The organism is Methylobacterium sp. WL119 (assembly GCF_008039875.1).
Taxonomy (GTDB): domain Bacteria; phylum Pseudomonadota; class Alphaproteobacteria; order Rhizobiales; family Beijerinckiaceae; genus Methylobacterium.
Genome location: NZ_VRUU01000095.1, coordinates 1 through 17,378 on the forward strand (window position 1 = coordinate 1; position 17,378 = coordinate 17,378).

Consider the following 17,378-nt stretch of genomic DNA (forward strand, 5'->3'; position numbering starts at 1 on the left):
CCTCATCCCACCCTCCTCCCCCTGGGAGAAGGCGCCATGGAGCGCTGCCCCGGGATCACCCCTTCACCAGCGGGCAGCCGCCCTCGGCCAGCGGGCGGAACACCTCGTTGCCGGGGTTGACCGCCAGGACGTTGTAGAGGTCCCACTCGCCCTTGGATTGAGCTGGCGTCTTCACCTCGAACAGGTACATGTCGTGGATCTTGCGCCCGTCGGCGCGGATCGTGCCCTTGCCGAAGAGCGGGTCGTCGGTCGGCATGTCCTTCATCTTGGCGACGACGGCCGCGCCGTCCTTCGCCGAATGCAGCGCTGCCACCGCCTTCAAGTAGTGCAGGAAGCCGCCGTAGACGCCGGCCTGGTAGGCGGTGGGCTTGCGGCCGCCGTCGCGCTTCGCGAAGCGCTCGGAGAAGGCGCGGGTCCGGTCGTTGAGGTCCCAGTAGAACGCCTCGGTGAGCGTCAGCCCCTGGGCGATCGTGGTCCCGAGGGCGTGGATGTCGGTCGAGGAGATCAGCAGCGCGGCCAGCGCCTGCCCGCTCTCGCGGATGCCGAACTCGTGCGCCTGCTTGATCGCGTTGGCGGCATCGCCCCCGGCATTGGCGAGCCCGATCACCTTGGCCCCCGATCCCTGCGCCTGGATCAGGAACGACGAGAAATCGGCGGTCGGGAACGGCGTCTTGACGGTGCCGAGCACCGTGCCGCCGTTCTTGAGCACCACCGCGCGGGTGTCGCGCTCCAGCGCGAGGCCGAAGGCGTAGTCGGCGGCGAGGAAGAACCAGGTGTCGCCGCCGCGCTTCAGCATCGCCTTGCCGTTGCTGGTCGCGAGCGCCACCGTGTCGTAGGTCCAGTGCACGGTGTTGGGGGTGCATTGCGCGCCGGTGAGGTCCGGCGTGCCGCCGCCGGAATTCACGAAGACCTTGTTCTTCTCGCGGGTGATCGCGTTGACGGCCAGCGCCACCGAGGAGGTCGGCACGTCGAACACCGCGTCGACCCCGTCGCGGTCGTACCATTGCCGGGTCAGCGCGGCGCCGATGTCGGGCTTGTTCTGGTGGTCGGCGGAGACGATCTCGACGGACAGCCCGTGCTCGGCCGGCTTGAAATCCTCGAGCGCCAGGCGCGCGGCGATCACCGCGCCCTCGCCGGTGGAGTCGGAATAGACCCCCGAGCGGTCGTTGAGCACGCCGATCTTGACGGGCGCGAGGTCCGTCGGGGCGGTCTTCTCCTGTGCGAGCGCCGCGTGCGCGCCGACGAGGCAGGCGGCCGCGGTGACGAGGTGGCGGATCATGGCGTCTCTCCCGAGGGACGCCGCCGGCAGCGTTCATCGCCGCTCGGCCTTCGCGTCCGGACGCCATTGAGCGCGAAAGGCGGCCGCCTGTCAGCCGTCCGTCGTGCCGGATCGGGCCGTGTGTAACCGGGGTGCGCGCGGGCCGGAGGCCTCAGCCGGCCGCCAGCCCCGGGACCGGCACGCCGAACGCCTGCGCCAGCAGGACCGCGTTGAGGCAGAGCACGAGGGCCGCGCCCGCCACCGCCGCGACCCGCGTCGCGCGCCGGTTGGCGAAGGCGCCCATCAGGTCCGGGCGGCGGGTGAACAGCACCAGCGCGATCATCGGCACCGGCAGCGCCAGCGACAGCACCACCTGCGAGAGCACCAGCGCGCGGGTCGGGTCGACGCCGATCCCGATCACCACGAAGGCCGGCACCATCGTCGCCAGCCGCCGCACGATCAGCGGCACGCGCCAGCCCAGGAAGCCCTGCATCACCATCTGCCCGGCCATCGTGCCGACCACCGAGGACGAGACGCCGGACGCGATCAGCGAGACCAGGAACGCGCCCGCGGCCGCCGGGCCGAGCAGCGGCGTCAGCGTCCTGTAGGCCTGGTCGATCTCGGCGACCTCGCTGTGGCCGAGGTGGAAGGCGGCCGCCGCCATGATCACCATGGCGATGTTGACCAGGCCGGCGAGCGCCAGCGCCACCACCACCTCGCGGTTCGAGTAGCGCAGGAGCAGGCGCCGGTCGGCGTCGTTGCGGACCCCGCCGCGTCCCTGCGTCAGCCCCGAATGCAGGAACAGCGCGTGCGGCATCACCGTCGCGCCGATGATGCCGACCGCGATGGTCAGCGCCTCGGCGTCCGGGATCCGCGGCGTCGTCAGCCCCCTGGCCGCGTCGGCCCAGGCGATCGGCGCGATGAACAGCTCGATCGCGTAGCAGAGGCCGATGGTCGCCACCATCGCGCCGATGACGATCTCCATCCAGCGGAATCCGCCGCGCTCGAGCAGCAGGATCGCGTAGGTGACGACGGCCGTGACCACCATGCCGGCGAACAGCGGCATCCCGGTGAGCAGGGCCAGGCCGATCGCGCCGCCGAGGAATTCCGCGAGGTCGGTGGCCATCGCGGCGAGCTCGCTCACCGCCCACATCGCGAGCCGCACGGGCCTCGGGAACTCGTCGCGGCAGAGCTCGGCGAGGTTGCGGCCGGTGACGATGCCGAGCTTGGCCGAGAGCGCCTGGAACAGCATCGCCACGAGGTTGGCGGCGAGCACCACCCAGAGCAGGCCGTAGCCGTACTTGGCGCCGGCCTGGATGTTCGTCGCGAAGTTGCCGGGGTCCATGTAGGCGATCGACGCCATCACGGCCGGCCCGGTGAACAGCAGGAAGCGGCCGCGCCCGACGGCCCGCCCGTCGAGCACGTCGCGGATGCGCCGCTCCGTGCGGAGGCTCAGGCTGTCGCGCTGCGGTGCGGTCCGGCCGCCGGCCGGCGTGTCCCCGATGGGTTGGTCCATGAACGTCGCCGCGATCCTGCCCGGCCCCGTGCCGCGCGCTTTATAGCATGAGCTATAAAGATGTGCTCGGGCTCAAGGTCAAGATCGAATCTTGCGCGCGCCCGGGGCTCCCCTTCCGCGCCGCTTTTGCTAAACAGGCTGCCTGCGCCGCAGCCGCCCGGCCTATGGGTGTGATCGCAGGCTTCGGGCGCGAAACCGCAAAGCGTTTCCGCGCGACCTGCCCAAGGGGGGAGAGAGCCGGCACCATGCAGGATCCGCCACGATCCGAGCCCGCGCTCATCGACCCGGAGGTCCATGTCGAGAGCTTCCGGCAGGCCCGCGAGGCCCGGCGCTCCGAGCTCGTCGAGGACTACGTCGAGCTGATCGCCGACCTGATCGGCGACGGCGGCGAGGCGCGCCAGGTCGACATCGCCGCCCGCCTCGGCGTGGCGCAGCCGACCGTCGCCAAGATGCTGAAGCGGCTGGCCGAGGACGGCCTCGTGCAGCAGCGCCCCTATCGCGGCGTGTTCCTCACCGAGGCCGGACGGGCGCTCGCGAGCCAGGCGCGCGAGCGCCACCGCATCGTCGAGCGCTTCCTGTGCGCCCTCGGGGTCAGCCCCGAGACCGCGCGGCGCGACGCCGAGGGCATCGAGCACCATGTCAGCGGCGAGACCCTGGAGGCGTTCCGGCGCTTCTGCGAAGGCCGGCCCGACGCGTGACGCTCGGCGCCTTCGACCCAGGTCGGAGGCATCCGCCGCAGCGGCGGCCCACGTTCGCGCCTGCGGCCGAGCCTCGTCGCCTCCGAAGGCGGATCTCACCCGAACAGGTCGACGGTGGTGAAGCCGCGGGCTTCCAGGCGCTCGGCGAGCACGCGCCGGTGGCAGCGCTCGGGGGCGCGCTCGAAGCAGAGCAGGCAGGTCGGCGCGGCCTCGGCCATCCCGGCGAGCGCATCGAGGGCGAGGCCGCCGTCGGCGGTGTCGAGCACGGCCTCGCAGTAGATCCTGCGCATCAGCGCCGCGTCGTGGCCGCGGGCCGCCTCGCGCCCGGCCTTCGGCGTGCCGAGGCTGCGCAGGTGGGCGTAGGCGAGGCCCGCCTCCTCGATCCCGGCCTTGAGCGCCCCCTTCGAGAACCCGCGCTTGCGCGAGTTGGCGACCGCCCGCACGTCCGCGAGCAGGCCGCATCCGGCCTCGCGGAGGGCGGCGGTCAGGCGCTCCGGATCGAGCCCTTCGTAACCTATGGTGAACAGAACCTTACCCAACCCGAGCCCTCCGAAGAAGCGAGGCGGCAGCGTGACTTAACCCGCGGCGCGCGGGCCGGCGCGGACGCGCTCCGCGCGGTCATGTGTCTCGTCCGACACGGGTTCCGGAATTCCGCCGCATTGACGGCAAAAGTCTGTTAACCGCCCCGGGGCCATCGAATAGCTCTGTTGTGGCGCTTCACCAGATGGCGGGCCGGGCATCGATGTCGCTGAGGAATGCTCGTCCCGTGGATCTCGCCTCGACCTCGGCCGGCCTGCGCGCGGTCGCCAAGCGCATCCTGGCGGCGACGCTTCTGGCGAGCCTCGCGGCTTGCGCCTCCAACAACGACTTCTACCCGACGAACGGCGACGCGAAGCCCCATCCGGGCGTCGCGCGGGCCAAGAGCCATCCGATCCAGGGCATCGACATCTCGAAGTGGCAGGGACCGGTCGACTGGGCCTCGGTGCGCGCCGCCGGCACCCAGTTCGCCTTCATCAAGGCGACGGAGGGCGGCGACCACGTCGACGACCGCTTCCGCGCAAACTGGGACGCCGCCGGCCAGGCGGGCGTGCCGCGCGGCGCCTACCATTTCGTGTTCTGGTGCCGCTCGGCCAAGGAGCAGATGGACTGGTTCAAAAAGAACGTCCCCAACGACCCGACCGCCCTGCCCCCGGTGCTGGACGTGGAGTGGAACGGCCATTCGCAGACCTGCCCGAAGAAGCTGCCGAAGGCGCAGGCCCTGGCGATGACGACCTACATGCTCGAGGAGATGGAGCGGTACACCGGCAAGCGGCCGATCATCTACACCGACATCACCTTCCACAAGGACGTGCTCGAGGGCGAGCTGCCGGATTACCCGCATTGGCTGCGCTCGACCGCAGCCGAGCCCGAGCAGCGCTTCGCCAACCGCAAGTGGATGCTGTGGCAGTTCACCTCGACCGGCCGCGTGCCGGGGGTGCGCGGCGACGTCGACCGCAACGCCTTCTACGGGACGCCGGCCGAGTGGGCCTCGTTCCTCTCGACCGATTGCGACCCACGCGAGCACCGCCGCCTCTCCGAGCAGGGCCTCTGCACCGGCAAGTAGAAAGCCGGCCGGCACCCCTCTGAAAGCGCTTCCCGCCGACGCGCGATCGCGCCGGCGCAGCCGCGCGCAAATGTCGAAAAATCATCGAATTCGCGCGTCTTCTGTCCACTAATGGACGGACTGCGGCCGGGTCGCTCCTGTAGGTTGTGACGATCCGCCCTCCACCGTCGAATCGCATGTCGGTCGCGTCTTCCTCCCCGTTCGACGGCAACCGCCTGCTCGAGAGCCTGCGCGGCGCCGACCGCGCCCTGCTGGCGCCGCATCTCGAGCCGGCCGCCTACGAGAAGGGCGACGTGCTCTTCGCCACCGGCGCCGAGGTCGGCGCGATCACGTTTCCCTGCCGGCAGACGGTCGTGACCCTGCTGATCGCGATGCAGGACGGCCGCAGCGCCGAGACCGCCACGATCGGCTGCGAGGGCGCCGTCGGCGGCGCGGTCAGCGACGGCCGGGTTCCCGCCTCCACCAGCGCGGTTGTGCAGGTCGGCGGACCGGCCCTGCGCCTGGATGCGGCGCGCCTGCAGGAGGCCAAGCGCCGCTCGGCGAGCCTGCGCGCCCTGTTCACCCGCTACGCCGACTGCCTGCTGGCGCAGGTGCTGCAATCGGTGGCCTGCAACGCCCTGCACCCGATCGAGGCGCGCTGCCTGCGCTGGCTGCTGACCCTCCAGGACCGGATCGACGGCGACGTGCTGCCCGTGACCCACGAGCAGCTCGCCGCGATGCTCGGGGTCCAGCGCACCTATCTCACCCGCATCCTCAGCACGCTGCAGGCACAGGGCCTGCTGCGCGTCGGGCGCGGCCGCATCACGATCCTCGACCGCACCGCGATGGTGGACGCCGCCTGCGAGTGCCACGGCGTCGTCCGCCGCCACTACGACACCGTGCTCGGCAGCATCCACGCCGTCGGCGGCGCGTCGGAGCGCGCGGCGGCGACCGACTGCGACGAGGGCGGAAGGAGGCGGGATGCGGCGCGCTGAACCCCGCTTCCCCATCCCACGGCCCGAGGCCGCCGCGGCGTGCGGATCGCCGCGGACGCCGCGGTGAGCGCCCCGTCCGCCCTTCCCGACCGACCGGTGCGGGCCGCGCCCCGCGCGGATTCCGGAGCGCATCCGGCCAAGACCGGCTTCGACGACACCGTGCTGCTCGCGCGTGCGCTCCTCGTTGCGCCGGCCTCCTTCCTCTGCCTCGTCGACGGCGACGGCTTGGCGGTGGCGGCACGCCTCGGGATCGCCGCGCCGGACGGGCGGGCGCTGGCACGGCTGCTCTCGCGAGGGGGGCTCGATCGGGGCGGAGGCGTCCGCCAGGGACAAGTCCTCCCCCACGGCGACATCTTCCGAGACGACCTCTGCGTCCTGCCCGACCTCCGCGTCCTCGCCGACCGGGGCGCGGGGCCCGGTGGAGGCGCGCTCCCGTTCGGCTTCCTCGCGGCGCTCCGCCTCGTCTCGCGCGACGGCGTCCCGCTCGGGACGCTCTGCGTCCTCGACACCCTGCCGCGCGCCGGCCTCGCGCCCGGCCAGGAGGCGGCCTTCCGGGCGCTCGGGCGCCGCACGGTCAGCCTGCTGGAGAGCCGCGCCGCCCTCGACCGTCGGGAGGCGCGCCTCGCCCGGCAGCGCCAAGCCCTCGCGGCGCGCGCCACCACCACCGTCCGCCTCGGCGAGAGCGCGCTGCTGATGCGGCTGGCGATCGAGGCGACCGAGATCGGGATCTGGGACTACGACCCGCTCGCCGACCGCCTCGATTGCGATGCCCACGCCCGCCGGCTGCTCGGGCTCGACGCAGCGCAGCCGGCGAACCTGGCGCGGACCTTCCTGCGGGCGATCCACCCGGACGACCGGATGCGCGCCGCCGCCGACCTGCGCACCGCCCTCGACCCGGAGGGCGACGGGCGGTTCGGCGGCGACTACCGGCTGGCGCGGCCCGACGATGCGCCCTGCTGGGTCGCGATCTGCGGCCGTCCGGTGCTCGCCGGCGGCCGGGCCAACCGGATCGTCGGGAGCGTCCGGGACGTCACCGCGCGCAAGGTCGCAGACCTCGCCTCGGAGGCCGTCCGCGAGCGCTACCGCCTGATCGCGCGGGCGACCAGCGACGCGATCCGCGACTGGGACCTCGTCGCCGACACGGTCACGTGGAACGAGGCGCTCCAGACCGCCTACGGCTGGGCTCCGGACGGCGAGGCCGCCACCGGGGCATGGTGGCTGGCGCAGGTCCACCCGGCCGACCGCGACCGGGTCGAGGCGGCGCTCGGTACCGCGATCCGGGGCGGGAGCGACGCCTGGAGCCTCGAATACCGCTTCCTGCGCGCCGACGGACGCCACGCCGACGTGCTCGACCGCGGCTACGTGATCCGCGACGCGGACGGCACGCCGGTGCGCATGGTCGGCGCGATGCTCGACCTGAGCGAGCGCAACCGCGCCGAGGCCGATGTCCGCGCGATCTTCGAGGGCGCCAACGTCGGCATCGTCCAGCTCGATCCGCACAGCCTGGAGGTGCTGAGCGTCAACGCCAAGCTCTGCGCCATCTGGGGTGCGCCGGCCGCCGCCATCGTCGGCCGGTCGGTGGCGCTGTGGACCCCGCAGGAGGATGCGGCCGAGCGCGACACCCTGCACCGGCGCCTCGCCGCCGGCGAGGTCCTGCGCGAGACCCTGGAGAAGCGCTACCGCCGTGCCGACGGCCGCATCATCTGGGCCCGGGTCAACCTCGTGTCGCAGGCGCTGGGCGACCGGCTCCAGACCACCGCGATGATCGAGGACATCACGCTGGAGCGCACCACCGAGGCGCGCCACCGTGCGCTCATCGCGCTGGGCGACGCGCTGCGCGACGCCTCGGGCCGGACCGAGGCGATCGGTGCCGCCGCCGCGATCCTCGGCGCGACGCTTCCGGCGACGCGGGCGGGCTACGGCGCCGTCGATGTCGCGGGCGGCGTGATCCAGGTCGAGGCCGCCTGGACCGCGGCGGACGCCGATCCGGCCGGCCCCCCGCCGCCCTGCCCGCTCGCCGCCTTCCCCGAGACCCTGGCGCGCCTGGCCTCGGGCCTGCCGCAGGCGATCCCCGACATCGCCGACCCGGCGCTGGCCGGCGATGCCGCGGCCTATGCCGGCATGGGCGCGCGGGCCGCGATCAACGTCCCGCTGACGCGGCTCGGCCGGCTCGCCGGGGTGCTGTTCGTCCATGACCGCGCGCCGCGCGCCTGGGCCGCCGGCGAGATCGCCTTCGTGCGCGAGGTCGCCGAGCGGCTCTGGGGCACGCTCGGGCGCATCCAGGCCGAGGACCAGCAGGCGCTCCGCAACCGCGAGCTCAGCCACCGCCTCAAGAACACCCTCGCGATGGTCCAGGCCATCGCGTCGCAGACCCTGCGCAACGCCCCCGATTTCGAGAGCGCCAAGGAGGCGCTCGCCGCCCGGCTGATCGCCCTGGGCAAGGCGCACGACATCCTCCTGACGGGCGCGCGTGAGAGCGCCGGCATCGCCGCGGTGATCGCCGGGGCGCTGGCGATCCACGACGACGGCCAGGCCGGGCGCCTCGCCCTCGACGGGCCGGAGATCGAGGTCGGCCCGAAGGCGGCGCTGTCGCTGGCGCTGATGATGCACGAGCTCGCCACCAACGCGGCCAAGTACGGCGCGCTCTCGGTGCCCGGCGGCCGCGTGGCCGTGACGTGGTCGCTCGATGCCGACGCCATGGTGCGGATGCTGTGGACCGAGCGCGGCGGTCCCAAGGTCGCGCCGCCGACGCGGAAGGGCTTCGGGTCGCGGCTGATCGAGCGCGGGCTTGCGGGCGCGGTCGGGGGCGCGGTCGGCCTCGCCTACGAGCCCGACGGGGTCGTCTGCCGCGTCGAGGCGCCGCTGTCGGGCTTCCAGGCCGTGGAGTAGGCCGCGCCCGGGTCGGCGCGGGATGAGACCGCCCCGCCAAAGCGTCTCTTACGGTATCCGTCGTCCGATCCCACATCCTCCGAGATGTTCTTCCGCCGCGCCCGAAGCGACAGCTTGTGCGACCTGCCCGGTCTGGAGACCGCGCGACTGTCGATCGACGTGCTGATTCCGGGCGATGCGGAGGCGCTGCGGAGCCTCACCGACGACCCGGCGATCACCGGCGCCGTCGATTTCCTGCCCGCGCCCTTCACGCTCGAGGATGCCCGCAGGCTCATCGCCTCGGGACGCCGCCGCGAGGACCGGTTCTTCGGCGCCCGGACGCGCGAGGGCCGAACCCTCGTCGGGGTGGTCGGGACGCACCTGCGCGGAACCGAGGCGGTCGAGATCGGCTACTGGGTCGGCGGCGCCGCCCGGGGGCGCGGTCTCGCCACGGAAGCGGTGTCGGGCATCCTGGGATCGCTGTCGCTGCGCTTTCCGGCCCGCACGATCGTTGCCGAGTGCCGTCCCGGCAACGTCGCCTCCTGGGGGCTCCTGACCAAGCTCGGGTTCCGCGACACCGGCGAGGAGGGGCACCGCCCGGGCCGGCGGCTGATGGCGCGGCGGGCGATCTGAGGAGGGCTCGCGCGTCCCGACGCCCGCCCGCCAGACCTCGGCAAGGCGGGAACGATTTCGATCGTCTGGGCAAATTTACCGGTTTCACGTGCAGATTAGGACCGTGATAACCGATACATAGGAACATGCTCCACGTACTTGAGGTGGGGCGCGGGCATGGACAGCGCGGAAAACGGCTTCGTCGACGCGCGCGAAACCGTGCACGAACGCGTCGGCGGCTGGGCGGTCCGCCGCCGCATCGCGCAGGCCGGGCCGACCCTGCTTCTCGTCGTCGGCGCCCTGCTCCTGCCGAACGCGCTGGCCATCCTGGCAAGCCTCTGGATCGGCATTCCGGCACGATCCGCGCCGATCGCGGCCTACGTCGTCGTGATCCTGGTCGGCATCCGGCTGCCGCCCCTTGCCGTGGTGCCGCTCTACCTCACGGTGGTGGCCTTCGACCTGCTGATGATCGTCACCGAGATCTTTTCCTCGACATCGGATCCATCCATCACAACCTCGATGCCCTGACGCATGTCCGGTTGCTGAGCTCGCCGCTCTATGCGGGGCTCACGGCGGCCCTGACGGCATTCGTCGCGGCCGGCCTGTGGTTCCTCGTGCGCTACAGGGCGCGCATGGTCCGAGGCAACAGGATCGTCCTCGCCCTGGCGGTGTCGGGATTCCTGTTCGCCGACATCGCGATCAACAGCTCGGCCAGCCTTTCTCTCGGCCCGGCCGCCGCCATCGGTCAGCCCTTCCAATCCGCGGTCCAGGCGTCGGGCTTCGCCGCCCTGACGGAGCCGTCGCCGCGGAAGCCGAACGTCCTTCTCGTGCTCGTCGAGAGCCTGGGCGTCCTGCGCGACCCGCGCCATAGGGAGGTGCTGTTCTCCGCCTTCGACGACGCGGCCTTGAGGGAGGCCTTCAGCATCACGACCGGCACGACGAGCTTCTTCGGGGCGACCTCGTACGGGGAGATGCGCGAGCTCTGCCATTCGCGCTCGGCCTACACCGTTCTCCTCGACGGGCACGGACCGACCTGCCTTCCGGCCCAGCTCGCCGCGCGAGGCTACCGCACCGTCTCGGTCCACGGGTTCACGAGCGCCTTCTACGATCGGTCGTCCTGGTACCCGAAGGCGGGCTTCGTCCGAAGCGTGTTCCAGGACACCGCGACCTCGGCCTACACGCGGCACTGCGGCGGCGCGTTCGTCGGCCCCTGCGACGTCGACATCGCCGAAACCATCGACGACCGGCTGTCGAAGGCGACGCAGCCGCTGTTCGTGTACTGGGTCACGCTCAATTCCCATGTCCCGGTCAGGCCCGGGGAGGCGACGCCGCGCCACGACTGCAAGACCGGTGGGCCCTTCGGCGATCCGGAGGTCTGCGCGATGGCCGAGATCTGGGAGGACCTGTTCGCGGCGGTCTCGCGTCTCGCGATCCGCAATCCGGGTACGGAGATCCTCCTGGTCGGCGATCATGCCCCGCCGCTCTGGCGCCGGGCGGCCCGCGTCCGCTTCGAGCCGGACCGGGTTCCCTGGATCCGGCTCGCGCCGCGCCATCCGGCCACGCCCGTCCTGTACCGGACGGCATCCCCGCAATAGCTTCCGACCGGCGGATCGCCGCGCGGCTCACCGGGCCGCGGCGGGCATCCCGGCCGGCATCGCCCCGCGCCCGCGATAGATCACCAGCGTCGCGACCAGTCCCAGGGCGCCGCCGAGCGACATCCACAGGCCGGGCGCGGCCTTGTCGCCGGTCGCCGCGATCAGCCACGTGGCGACGAGCGGCGTCATGCCGCCGAACAGGGCGGTCGCCAGCGAGTAGGCGAGCGAGAAGCCGGCGGTGCGGACCTCGACCGGAACGACCTCGGTCAGCGCCACCACCATCGCGCCGTTGTAGCTGCCGTAGAGGAACGAGAACCACAGCAGCACGGCGAGCATCGCCCCGAAGCTGATGTGACCCACGAGCCAGGTCAGCGCCGGGTAGGCGGTGAGCAGGGTCAGCGCCGAGAACGCGATCAGGAGCGGCTTGCGGCCGATCCGGTCGGACAGAGCCCCCATCACCGGGAGCCAGAACAGGTTCGAGACCGCGACGCAGAAGGTCACGAGCAGGCTGTCGGTGTCGGTGAGCTTGAGGACGCTCTTGCCGAAGGTCGGCGTGTAGACGGTGATCGTGTAGAACGCGATCGTGGTCATCGCGACCATCAGCATGCCGAGCAGCACGATCCGCCAGTTCGTCGCGAGCGTCCGGAAGATCTCGGCCGCCTCCGGCCGGTGCTTGCGCTCGGCGAAGGCCTTGGTCTCCTCCAGCGAGTTGCGGATGTAGAACAGGAACGGCACCAGCGCGCAGCCGATGAGGAACGGCACCCGCCAGCCCCATTCCGACATCTGCTCCGGCACCAGCGCGTGGCTCAGCCCGTAGCCGATCGCGGCGGCGGCCATGATCGCCACCTGCTGGCTCCCCGATTGCCAGGACACGTAGAAGCCCTTGCGGCCGGGCGTCGCCATCTCCGACAGGTAGACCGAGACGCCGCCGAGCTCGACGCCCGCCGAGAAGCCCTGGAGCAGCCGGCCGATCAGGACGAGGGCCGGGGCGAGCAGGCCGATGGTGGCGTAGGCCGGCACGAAGGCGATCAGCACCGTGCCGGCGGCCATGATCGCCAGGGTGGTGATCAGCCCCTTGCGGCGCCCGACCCGGTCGACGTAGGCGCCGAGCAGCACGGCGCCGAGCGGCCGCATCAGGAAGCCGGCACCGAACGTCATGAAGGTCAGCATCAGGGAGGCGAACTCGTCGCCGGCCGGGAAGAACGCCTTCGCGATGTGGGTCGCGTAGAAGCCGAACAGGAAGAAGTCGAACATCTCCAGGAAGTTGCCGCTGGTGACGCGGAGCACCGCCCCGACCGTCGACCCGGAGGATTTTTCGTAAGGTCCCGCCACGGCTGCGCCTCGTCCCGCGATCCGGCCTGCGCCGTCCGCGCCACTGTTCGCCGGGACGGGCGCGGGCTCAAGTCGCGATGTCGCCGATCGAGGGACTTTTTCGCGCGCTTGAACGTGGGGGCGCTACTCGGCCGCCGCGGCCTGGGGCGTCGTGCCGGCGATCCAGGCCGACAGGTCGGCGCGCGCCCGGTCGGTCAGGGCTTGGCGCTTGAGCATCGCCTTCTCCGGCCCGCGCAGGCGCTTGCCGGTCTCGTTGCGCGGCATCGCGGCGAGCGGCGGGAACAGGCCGAAATTGACGTTCATCGGCTGGAACGAGCGCGGCTTGCCCGGCTCCTTGGCCGTCTCCTCGGGCGCGTCGTCGAGGATGTGGCCGCCGGTGATGTGGGCGATCAGCGCGCCGAGCGCGGTCGTCTGCGGCAGGGGCTCGAGCGCCCCGCCCCGGCTCTCCGCCACCGCGAAGCGCCCGGCCATCAGGCCGATCGCCGCGCTCTCGACATAGCCTTCGCAGCCGGTGATCTGGCCGGCGAAGCGCAGCGACGGGCGCACCTTCAGGCGCAGGGTCGCGTCGAGCAGGCGCGGGCTGTCGAGGTAGGTGTTGCGGTGGAGGCCGCCGAGGCGGGCGAACTCCGCGTTCTCGAGGCCGGGGATGGTGCGGAAGACGCGGACCTGCTCGGAATAGGTCAGCTTCGTCTGGAAGCCGACCATGTTGTAGAGCGTGCCGAGCGCGTTGTCCTGGCGCAGCTGCACGATCGCGCAGGCCTTCACCTGGGGATCGTGCGGGTTGGTGAGGCCGACGGGCTTCATCGGGCCGTGGCGCAGGGTCTCGGGGCCGCGCTCGGCCATCACCTCGATCGGCAGGCAGCCGTCGAAGTACGGCGTCGAGGCCTCCCACTCCTTGAAGCCGATCTTCTCGCCGCCGACGAGCGCCGCGATGAAGGCGTCGTACTGCGTTCGGTCCATCGGGCAGTTGATGTAGTCGGCCCCCGTGCCGCCGGGCCCGACCTTGTCGTAGCGCGACTGGAACCACGCCTTGCTCATGTCGATCGAGTCGCGGTGGACGATCGGGGCGATGGCGTCGAAGAAGGCGAGCGCGTCGGCACCGGTGATGGTGCGGATCGCCTCGGCGAGGGCGGGGGCGGTGAGCGGGCCGGTGGCGACGATGCACGGCCCCCAGCTCTCCGGCGGCAGCCCGGCGACCTCTTCCCGCACGATGGTGACGTTGGGGTGCGCTTCGAGCGCGGCGGTGACGGCGGCGGAGAACCCCTCGCGGTCGACCGCGAGCGCGCCGCCGGCCGGGACCTGATGCCGGTCGGCCGCCCGCAGGATCAGCGATCCGAGCGTCCGCATCTCCTGGTGCAGAAGGCCGACGGCGTTGCCGTTCGGGTCGTCGGAGCGGAAGGAGTTGGAGCAGACGAGCTCGGCGAGGCCCTCGCCGTGATGGGCCTCGGTGCCGCGCACCGGCCGCATCTCGTGCAGCACCGCGTGGTGGCCGGCTTCGGCGATCTGCCAGGCGGCTTCCGAGCCTGCGAGGCCGCCGCCGACGATGTGGATGGGCGCGCTTGCTTGGGACATGCCCCTGCAGATACCGGAACGAGCCGGCCCGAGGCAACGGGCCGGCGCACGTCCGGGAGCTTCAGCCGCGGGCGATGGCGGTTCGGCCGCGGGCGATGGCGGTTCAGCCGCGGGCGATGGTGGTTCAGCCGCGGGCGATGCCCTGGATCTCGAAGCGGTTGATGCCGAGGTCGGCGAGGTCGCGGTCGGACAGGCGCGACAGCTCGGTGATGGTCTCACGGTAACGGAGATAGGCGCGGAAACGGTTGAGGACGCTACGGGCGGCGGACATGACATTGACCTTTGTTCAGGCAGGCGGTGACGACCGCTTGGGCACCGCCTGCCTCTTGTTGGTGCAATGCACATATAAGCTTGCTGCGCCGCAGCGGCAGGCCGACATTCGTTAGCCAGCCATGCGAGCCCGGCATGCGGCGCACAACGATTTAGCAAGGTTTTGGAAAGCCTGTTTTCGAGGCCTTCGCGCGCCCCGGATCGCGTTCGCAGTTCAGGAGGCCAACGGCGTCCGATCGGCTTGGGCAACATGCGAGCGATGACCTTGCGTCGTCTGCGCGCCGGCACCGTCGCGCATCGATCCGATCGCCGAACACTGTCGATCCGCGTGCGGCATCGTGAATATGACAACGCCGCATCGGCCGAAAGGCGCGATGCGGCGCTGTCCATGCGCGGGGCCCGGCCCGACGGCCGGGCCCGGTCTCAGTAGAACGGGCGCAGCCCGTAATAGGCCGGGCGGCCGTAGAACGGGCGCGGCGGGCCGTAAGCGTAGGGGCCGTAGACCGGCCGCCGCCAGTACGGGCGCGGGCCCCAGTTCGGCCGGCACACGCCCCACGGATTGGGATGGAAGCCGGGGCCGCAGCCGCCGGCGACGGTCTCGATCAGGGCGCCGCCGGGCAGCGGCGCCAGCGGCATGGCCTGGGCGGCGGGTGCGAGGAGCAGGGCTCCCGCCAGGCCGGCTGCCGTCGCCAGGCCGGCCCCACCAAAAGTCTTCACGTGCGTCATGACGCGATCTCCTTCGATGTCCGGCCAGGGAGGGAATGGCCGGGCAGCGAGAAATCTACGGCGTACCGGATGAATTTCCACTGACGGCCGTGTTGTGCTGCGTACAGCCAGGCTTCGGCCCGGGCGGGGCGGTCAGTGCAGAGGGGCGGTACAGGGACGGTCAGTGCAGGGGCGGGCTCATGAGGAAGCGCTCACGGTCGCCCGAGACCAGAGTCGGCTTCAGGGCGCGGCCGTCGCGGCGGATCGTCAGCGGCACCCGCACGCCCGCTTCGCCCAGCGCCCAGACGCTGCGGAAGAAGTCGGCGAGATCCGCCACCGGCTCGCCCGCCACCGCCTCGATCACGTCGCCCGCGCGCAGGTCCGCCGCCTCGGCCGGGCCGTTGTCGGCGAGCCCCATCACCACGACGCCGTCCTCGCTCTCGGTGGCGTAGAGGCCGAGCCAGGGGCGGGCCGGACGGTTGGCGCGCCCGCGCGAGGTCAGGTCGTCGAGGATCGGCGGCAGCAGGTCGATCGGCACCACCATGTTGATCGCCCGCGGGCCCGACGTGCCGCCCTGCTGGAGCTGGAGCGAGCCGATCCCGAGGAGGTCGCCCTCCGGGCCGATCAGCGCCGTCCCGCCCCAGTTCGGATGCGAGGGCGCGGTGAACAGCGCCTCGTCGAGGACGTATTCCCAGTAGCCGGCGAATTCCTGCCGGGCGACGATCTGCGCGGCGACGCAGCGCTGGCGCCCGCCGGCGCCGGCCACCACCGCCCGGTCGCCGATCTTCAGGCTGCCGGAGGTGCCGAGCTTGAGCGCCGGCACGCCCAGCGGCCCGAGCGCCTGGACGAGGCCGAAGCCGGTGGCGGCATCGAACCCCATGACGTGGCCGGGCACGGAGCGGCCGTCGTTGGTGGTGAGCCACACGCTCTCCGCCTCGGTGACGAGGTATCCGATGGTGAGCACGAGGCCGTCCTCGCCGATGACCACGCCGTTGCCCGCCCGCTCGGTGCCGAGCGTCTCGGCGGTGAAGGCCTCGGCCGGCACGCGGGCGGAGAGCTGGACCATCGCCGTGAGGGCGCGGTCGAGGTCGTAGCCGTAATCGCCGGGCTTCGGCTGCGTCGAAGCCGGGATCTTCCAATCACCCTGCGAGGCCATGCCGCGTCGGTCCTTCGAGATGTCTGCGCTCCGGTAAGGTGCCGGAGGGTCGGTGGTCCGAGGGGCGCGAGCCGCGTGCCCCCATCCGGGAGATAGGACGCGCCGACCGGTCGCGACACCCCGGCAGGGCGACGCGGCGGCGCGGCGCGAGAGGGCGGCGCGGCGCGAGGCCGTGCCGGCGAGCCGCAACGTCCGCGAGAAAGGTCGGTCCGAGCCATCGTCGCCCCGCATCGCCCCCGCGATGCATCCCTAGGGAGAACCGCGGCAATCGGGGCGCCGCGTCTTCTCATCACCGCAGAATGCGCTAACCCTTGCCGCAACGGTCCCGATCGTTCGCCTGTCCGGCGCGAGGACCTGCCGATGGGACGGGGGACGATCCTTGGGCGACCGATCCTTGGGCGACGACGCGACCCTGCAGCGGATCCTGCGCGCGATCGCCGGTGGCGACAAGGGCGCCCTGCGCTCGCTCTACGACCTGACATCACCGAAACTTTACGGGGTGATCCTGCGTATCCAGCGGGATCGGAGCGTGGCCGAGGATGTGCTTCAGGACGTCTATCTCCGCGTCTGGCAGGCGGCAGGCTCCTACGCTCCGGAATCCGGGCGGCCGATGACTTGGCTCTGCGCCATCGCGCGCAACCGGGCCATCGACGGGATCCGCCGCAAGGGCGAGGTCCAGGGACCGGTGCGCGAGGACGGCGAGGACTGGGTGGAACGTCTCATCGACCCGCACGACACCGAGGCGGCGATCGTCGGACGCGGCGCGCTCGCGGCCTGCCTCGCGCGCCTCGACGAGGCGCAGCGCGCCTGCGTCGTGCTCGCCTATTGCGAGGGCTGGTCGCGCGAGGAGCTGGCCCAGCACTACGACCGGCCCGTCAACACCATCAAGACCTGGCTGCACCGCTCGCTCGGCGCCCTCAAGGGCTGCCTGGAGGAGCAGGCGTGAGCGCCGGGCCCGAGACCGAGCGCGACCTGCGCGCCGCCGAGTACGTCCTCGGCTCGCTCTCGCCCGACGAGCGCGCGGCGTTCGAGCTGGAGCGCGTCGTCGATCCCGCCACCGCGCGCGCGGTGGCGGCGTGGGAGCGGCGGCTCGGGCCGCTGGCCCTCGCCGTTCAGGGCGCGGGGGGGCCCCCCCCACGGTTGGGCCCCCGAGCCGGGGCGCGGGCGGGGGGGGGGGGCGGGCCCGCCCGGGGGGGTTTTTAAAACAAACGCCCCCCCC

At 72.2% G+C, this 17,378-nt stretch carries 17 protein-coding genes; 9 read left to right on the plus strand and 8 right to left on the minus strand.

What is annotated here, in order from left to right; all coding sequences use genetic code 11:
• Positions 1-55: 55 nt before the first annotated feature.
• Both FV227_RS23095 and FV227_RS23100 read right to left on the minus strand, forming a co-directional pair.
• On the minus strand, positions 56-1,279 hold the full coding sequence (locus FV227_RS23095) for an ABC transporter substrate-binding protein (RefSeq protein WP_147727181.1): 1,224 nt from the start codon (positions 1,277-1,279) through the stop codon (positions 56-58).
• Positions 1,280-1,430: 151 nt separating this feature from the next.
• Positions 1,431-2,774, minus strand: coding sequence for an Nramp family divalent metal transporter (locus FV227_RS23100; protein ID WP_147727182.1), 1,344 nt, complete (start codon positions 2,772-2,774; stop codon positions 1,431-1,433).
• Between the two features lie 245 nt (positions 2,775-3,019).
• Between FV227_RS23100 and mntR the strand changes: the two genes are divergently transcribed.
• A complete protein-coding gene (mntR, locus tag FV227_RS23105; protein ID WP_147727183.1) occupies positions 3,020-3,472 on the plus strand; it encodes a manganese-binding transcriptional regulator MntR in 453 nt (150 codons plus the stop codon).
• Positions 3,473-3,567: 95 nt separating this feature from the next.
• On the opposite strand, the gene FV227_RS23110 is transcribed toward mntR, so the two are convergent.
• Positions 3,568-4,011, minus strand: a complete 444-nt coding sequence (locus FV227_RS23110; protein WP_147727184.1) for a DUF488 domain-containing protein — start codon at positions 4,009-4,011, stop codon at positions 3,568-3,570.
• Positions 4,012-4,214: 203 nt separating this feature from the next.
• On the opposite strand from FV227_RS23110, the gene FV227_RS23115 reads away from it, so the two are divergent.
• The 6 genes from FV227_RS23115 (at position 4,215) to FV227_RS23135 (ending at position 11,124) form a co-directional block, all read left to right on the plus strand.
• A complete protein-coding gene (locus FV227_RS23115) occupies positions 4,215-5,075 on the plus strand; it encodes a glycoside hydrolase family 25 protein (protein ID WP_243933174.1) in 861 nt (286 codons plus the stop codon).
• 176 nt (positions 5,076-5,251) lie between these two features.
• Positions 5,252-6,049 carry a Crp/Fnr family transcriptional regulator gene (locus FV227_RS23120; RefSeq protein ID WP_147860004.1) on the plus strand — a complete coding sequence of 266 codons (798 nt, stop codon included), beginning with the start codon at positions 5,252-5,254 and terminating at the stop codon, positions 6,047-6,049.
• Between the two features lie 63 nt (positions 6,050-6,112).
• On the plus strand, positions 6,113-8,938 hold the full coding sequence (locus FV227_RS23125; RefSeq protein ID WP_246686600.1) for a PAS domain-containing protein: 2,826 nt from the start codon (positions 6,113-6,115) through the stop codon (positions 8,936-8,938).
• A gap of 84 nt (positions 8,939-9,022) precedes the next feature.
• On the plus strand, positions 9,023-9,550 hold the full coding sequence (locus FV227_RS23130) for a GNAT family N-acetyltransferase (protein WP_147727647.1): 528 nt from the start codon (positions 9,023-9,025) through the stop codon (positions 9,548-9,550).
• A gap of 156 nt (positions 9,551-9,706) precedes the next feature.
• Positions 9,707-10,057, plus strand: coding sequence for a hypothetical protein (locus FV227_RS29215; protein WP_187274914.1), 351 nt, complete (start codon positions 9,707-9,709; stop codon positions 10,055-10,057).
• 11 nt (positions 10,058-10,068) lie between these two features.
• Positions 10,069-11,124: a sulfatase-like hydrolase/transferase gene (locus FV227_RS23135; protein ID WP_187274915.1), complete on the plus strand. Its 1,056-nt coding sequence runs from the start codon at positions 10,069-10,071 to the stop codon at positions 11,122-11,124.
• Positions 11,125-11,151: 27 nt separating this feature from the next.
• On the opposite strand, the gene FV227_RS23140 is transcribed toward FV227_RS23135, so the two are convergent.
• The 5 genes from FV227_RS23140 to FV227_RS23160 all read right to left on the minus strand — a co-directional run bounded on the left by FV227_RS23140 (position 11,152) and on the right by FV227_RS23160 (position 16,159).
• Positions 11,152-12,456, minus strand: coding sequence for an MFS transporter (locus tag FV227_RS23140; protein WP_147727649.1), 1,305 nt, complete (start codon positions 12,454-12,456; stop codon positions 11,152-11,154).
• 123 nt (positions 12,457-12,579) lie between these two features.
• Complete coding sequence (trmFO, locus tag FV227_RS23145) at positions 12,580-14,028, minus strand: methylenetetrahydrofolate--tRNA-(uracil(54)-C(5))-methyltransferase (FADH(2)-oxidizing) TrmFO (RefSeq protein ID WP_147860005.1); 1,449 nt, start codon at positions 14,026-14,028, stop codon at positions 12,580-12,582.
• Positions 14,029-14,152: 124 nt separating this feature from the next.
• Positions 14,153-14,299, minus strand: coding sequence for a DUF1127 domain-containing protein (locus tag FV227_RS23150; protein WP_147727651.1), 147 nt, complete (start codon positions 14,297-14,299; stop codon positions 14,153-14,155).
• 422 nt (positions 14,300-14,721) lie between these two features.
• Positions 14,722-15,024: a hypothetical protein gene (locus tag FV227_RS23155; RefSeq protein ID WP_147727652.1), complete on the minus strand. Its 303-nt coding sequence runs from the start codon at positions 15,022-15,024 to the stop codon at positions 14,722-14,724.
• Between the two features lie 160 nt (positions 15,025-15,184).
• Positions 15,185-16,159 (minus strand): S1C family serine protease, encoded by a 975-nt coding sequence (locus FV227_RS23160; protein WP_147727653.1) that lies wholly within the window; start codon positions 16,157-16,159, stop codon positions 15,185-15,187.
• A gap of 394 nt (positions 16,160-16,553) precedes the next feature.
• Here FV227_RS23160 and FV227_RS23165 point away from each other — a divergent pair, with 394 nt between their 5' ends.
• Together FV227_RS23165 and FV227_RS23170 are read left to right on the plus strand one after the other, a co-directional pair.
• Positions 16,554-17,105, plus strand: coding sequence for a sigma-70 family RNA polymerase sigma factor (locus tag FV227_RS23165; protein ID WP_147729996.1), 552 nt, complete (start codon positions 16,554-16,556; stop codon positions 17,103-17,105).
• Entirely contained in the window at positions 17,102-17,362 is a 261-nt protein-coding gene (locus FV227_RS23170) for a hypothetical protein (RefSeq protein WP_246688375.1), read from the plus strand. The genes FV227_RS23165 and FV227_RS23170 overlap by 4 nt, the downstream gene beginning before the upstream one ends.
• The last annotated feature ends 16 nt before the right edge of the window (positions 17,363-17,378 follow it).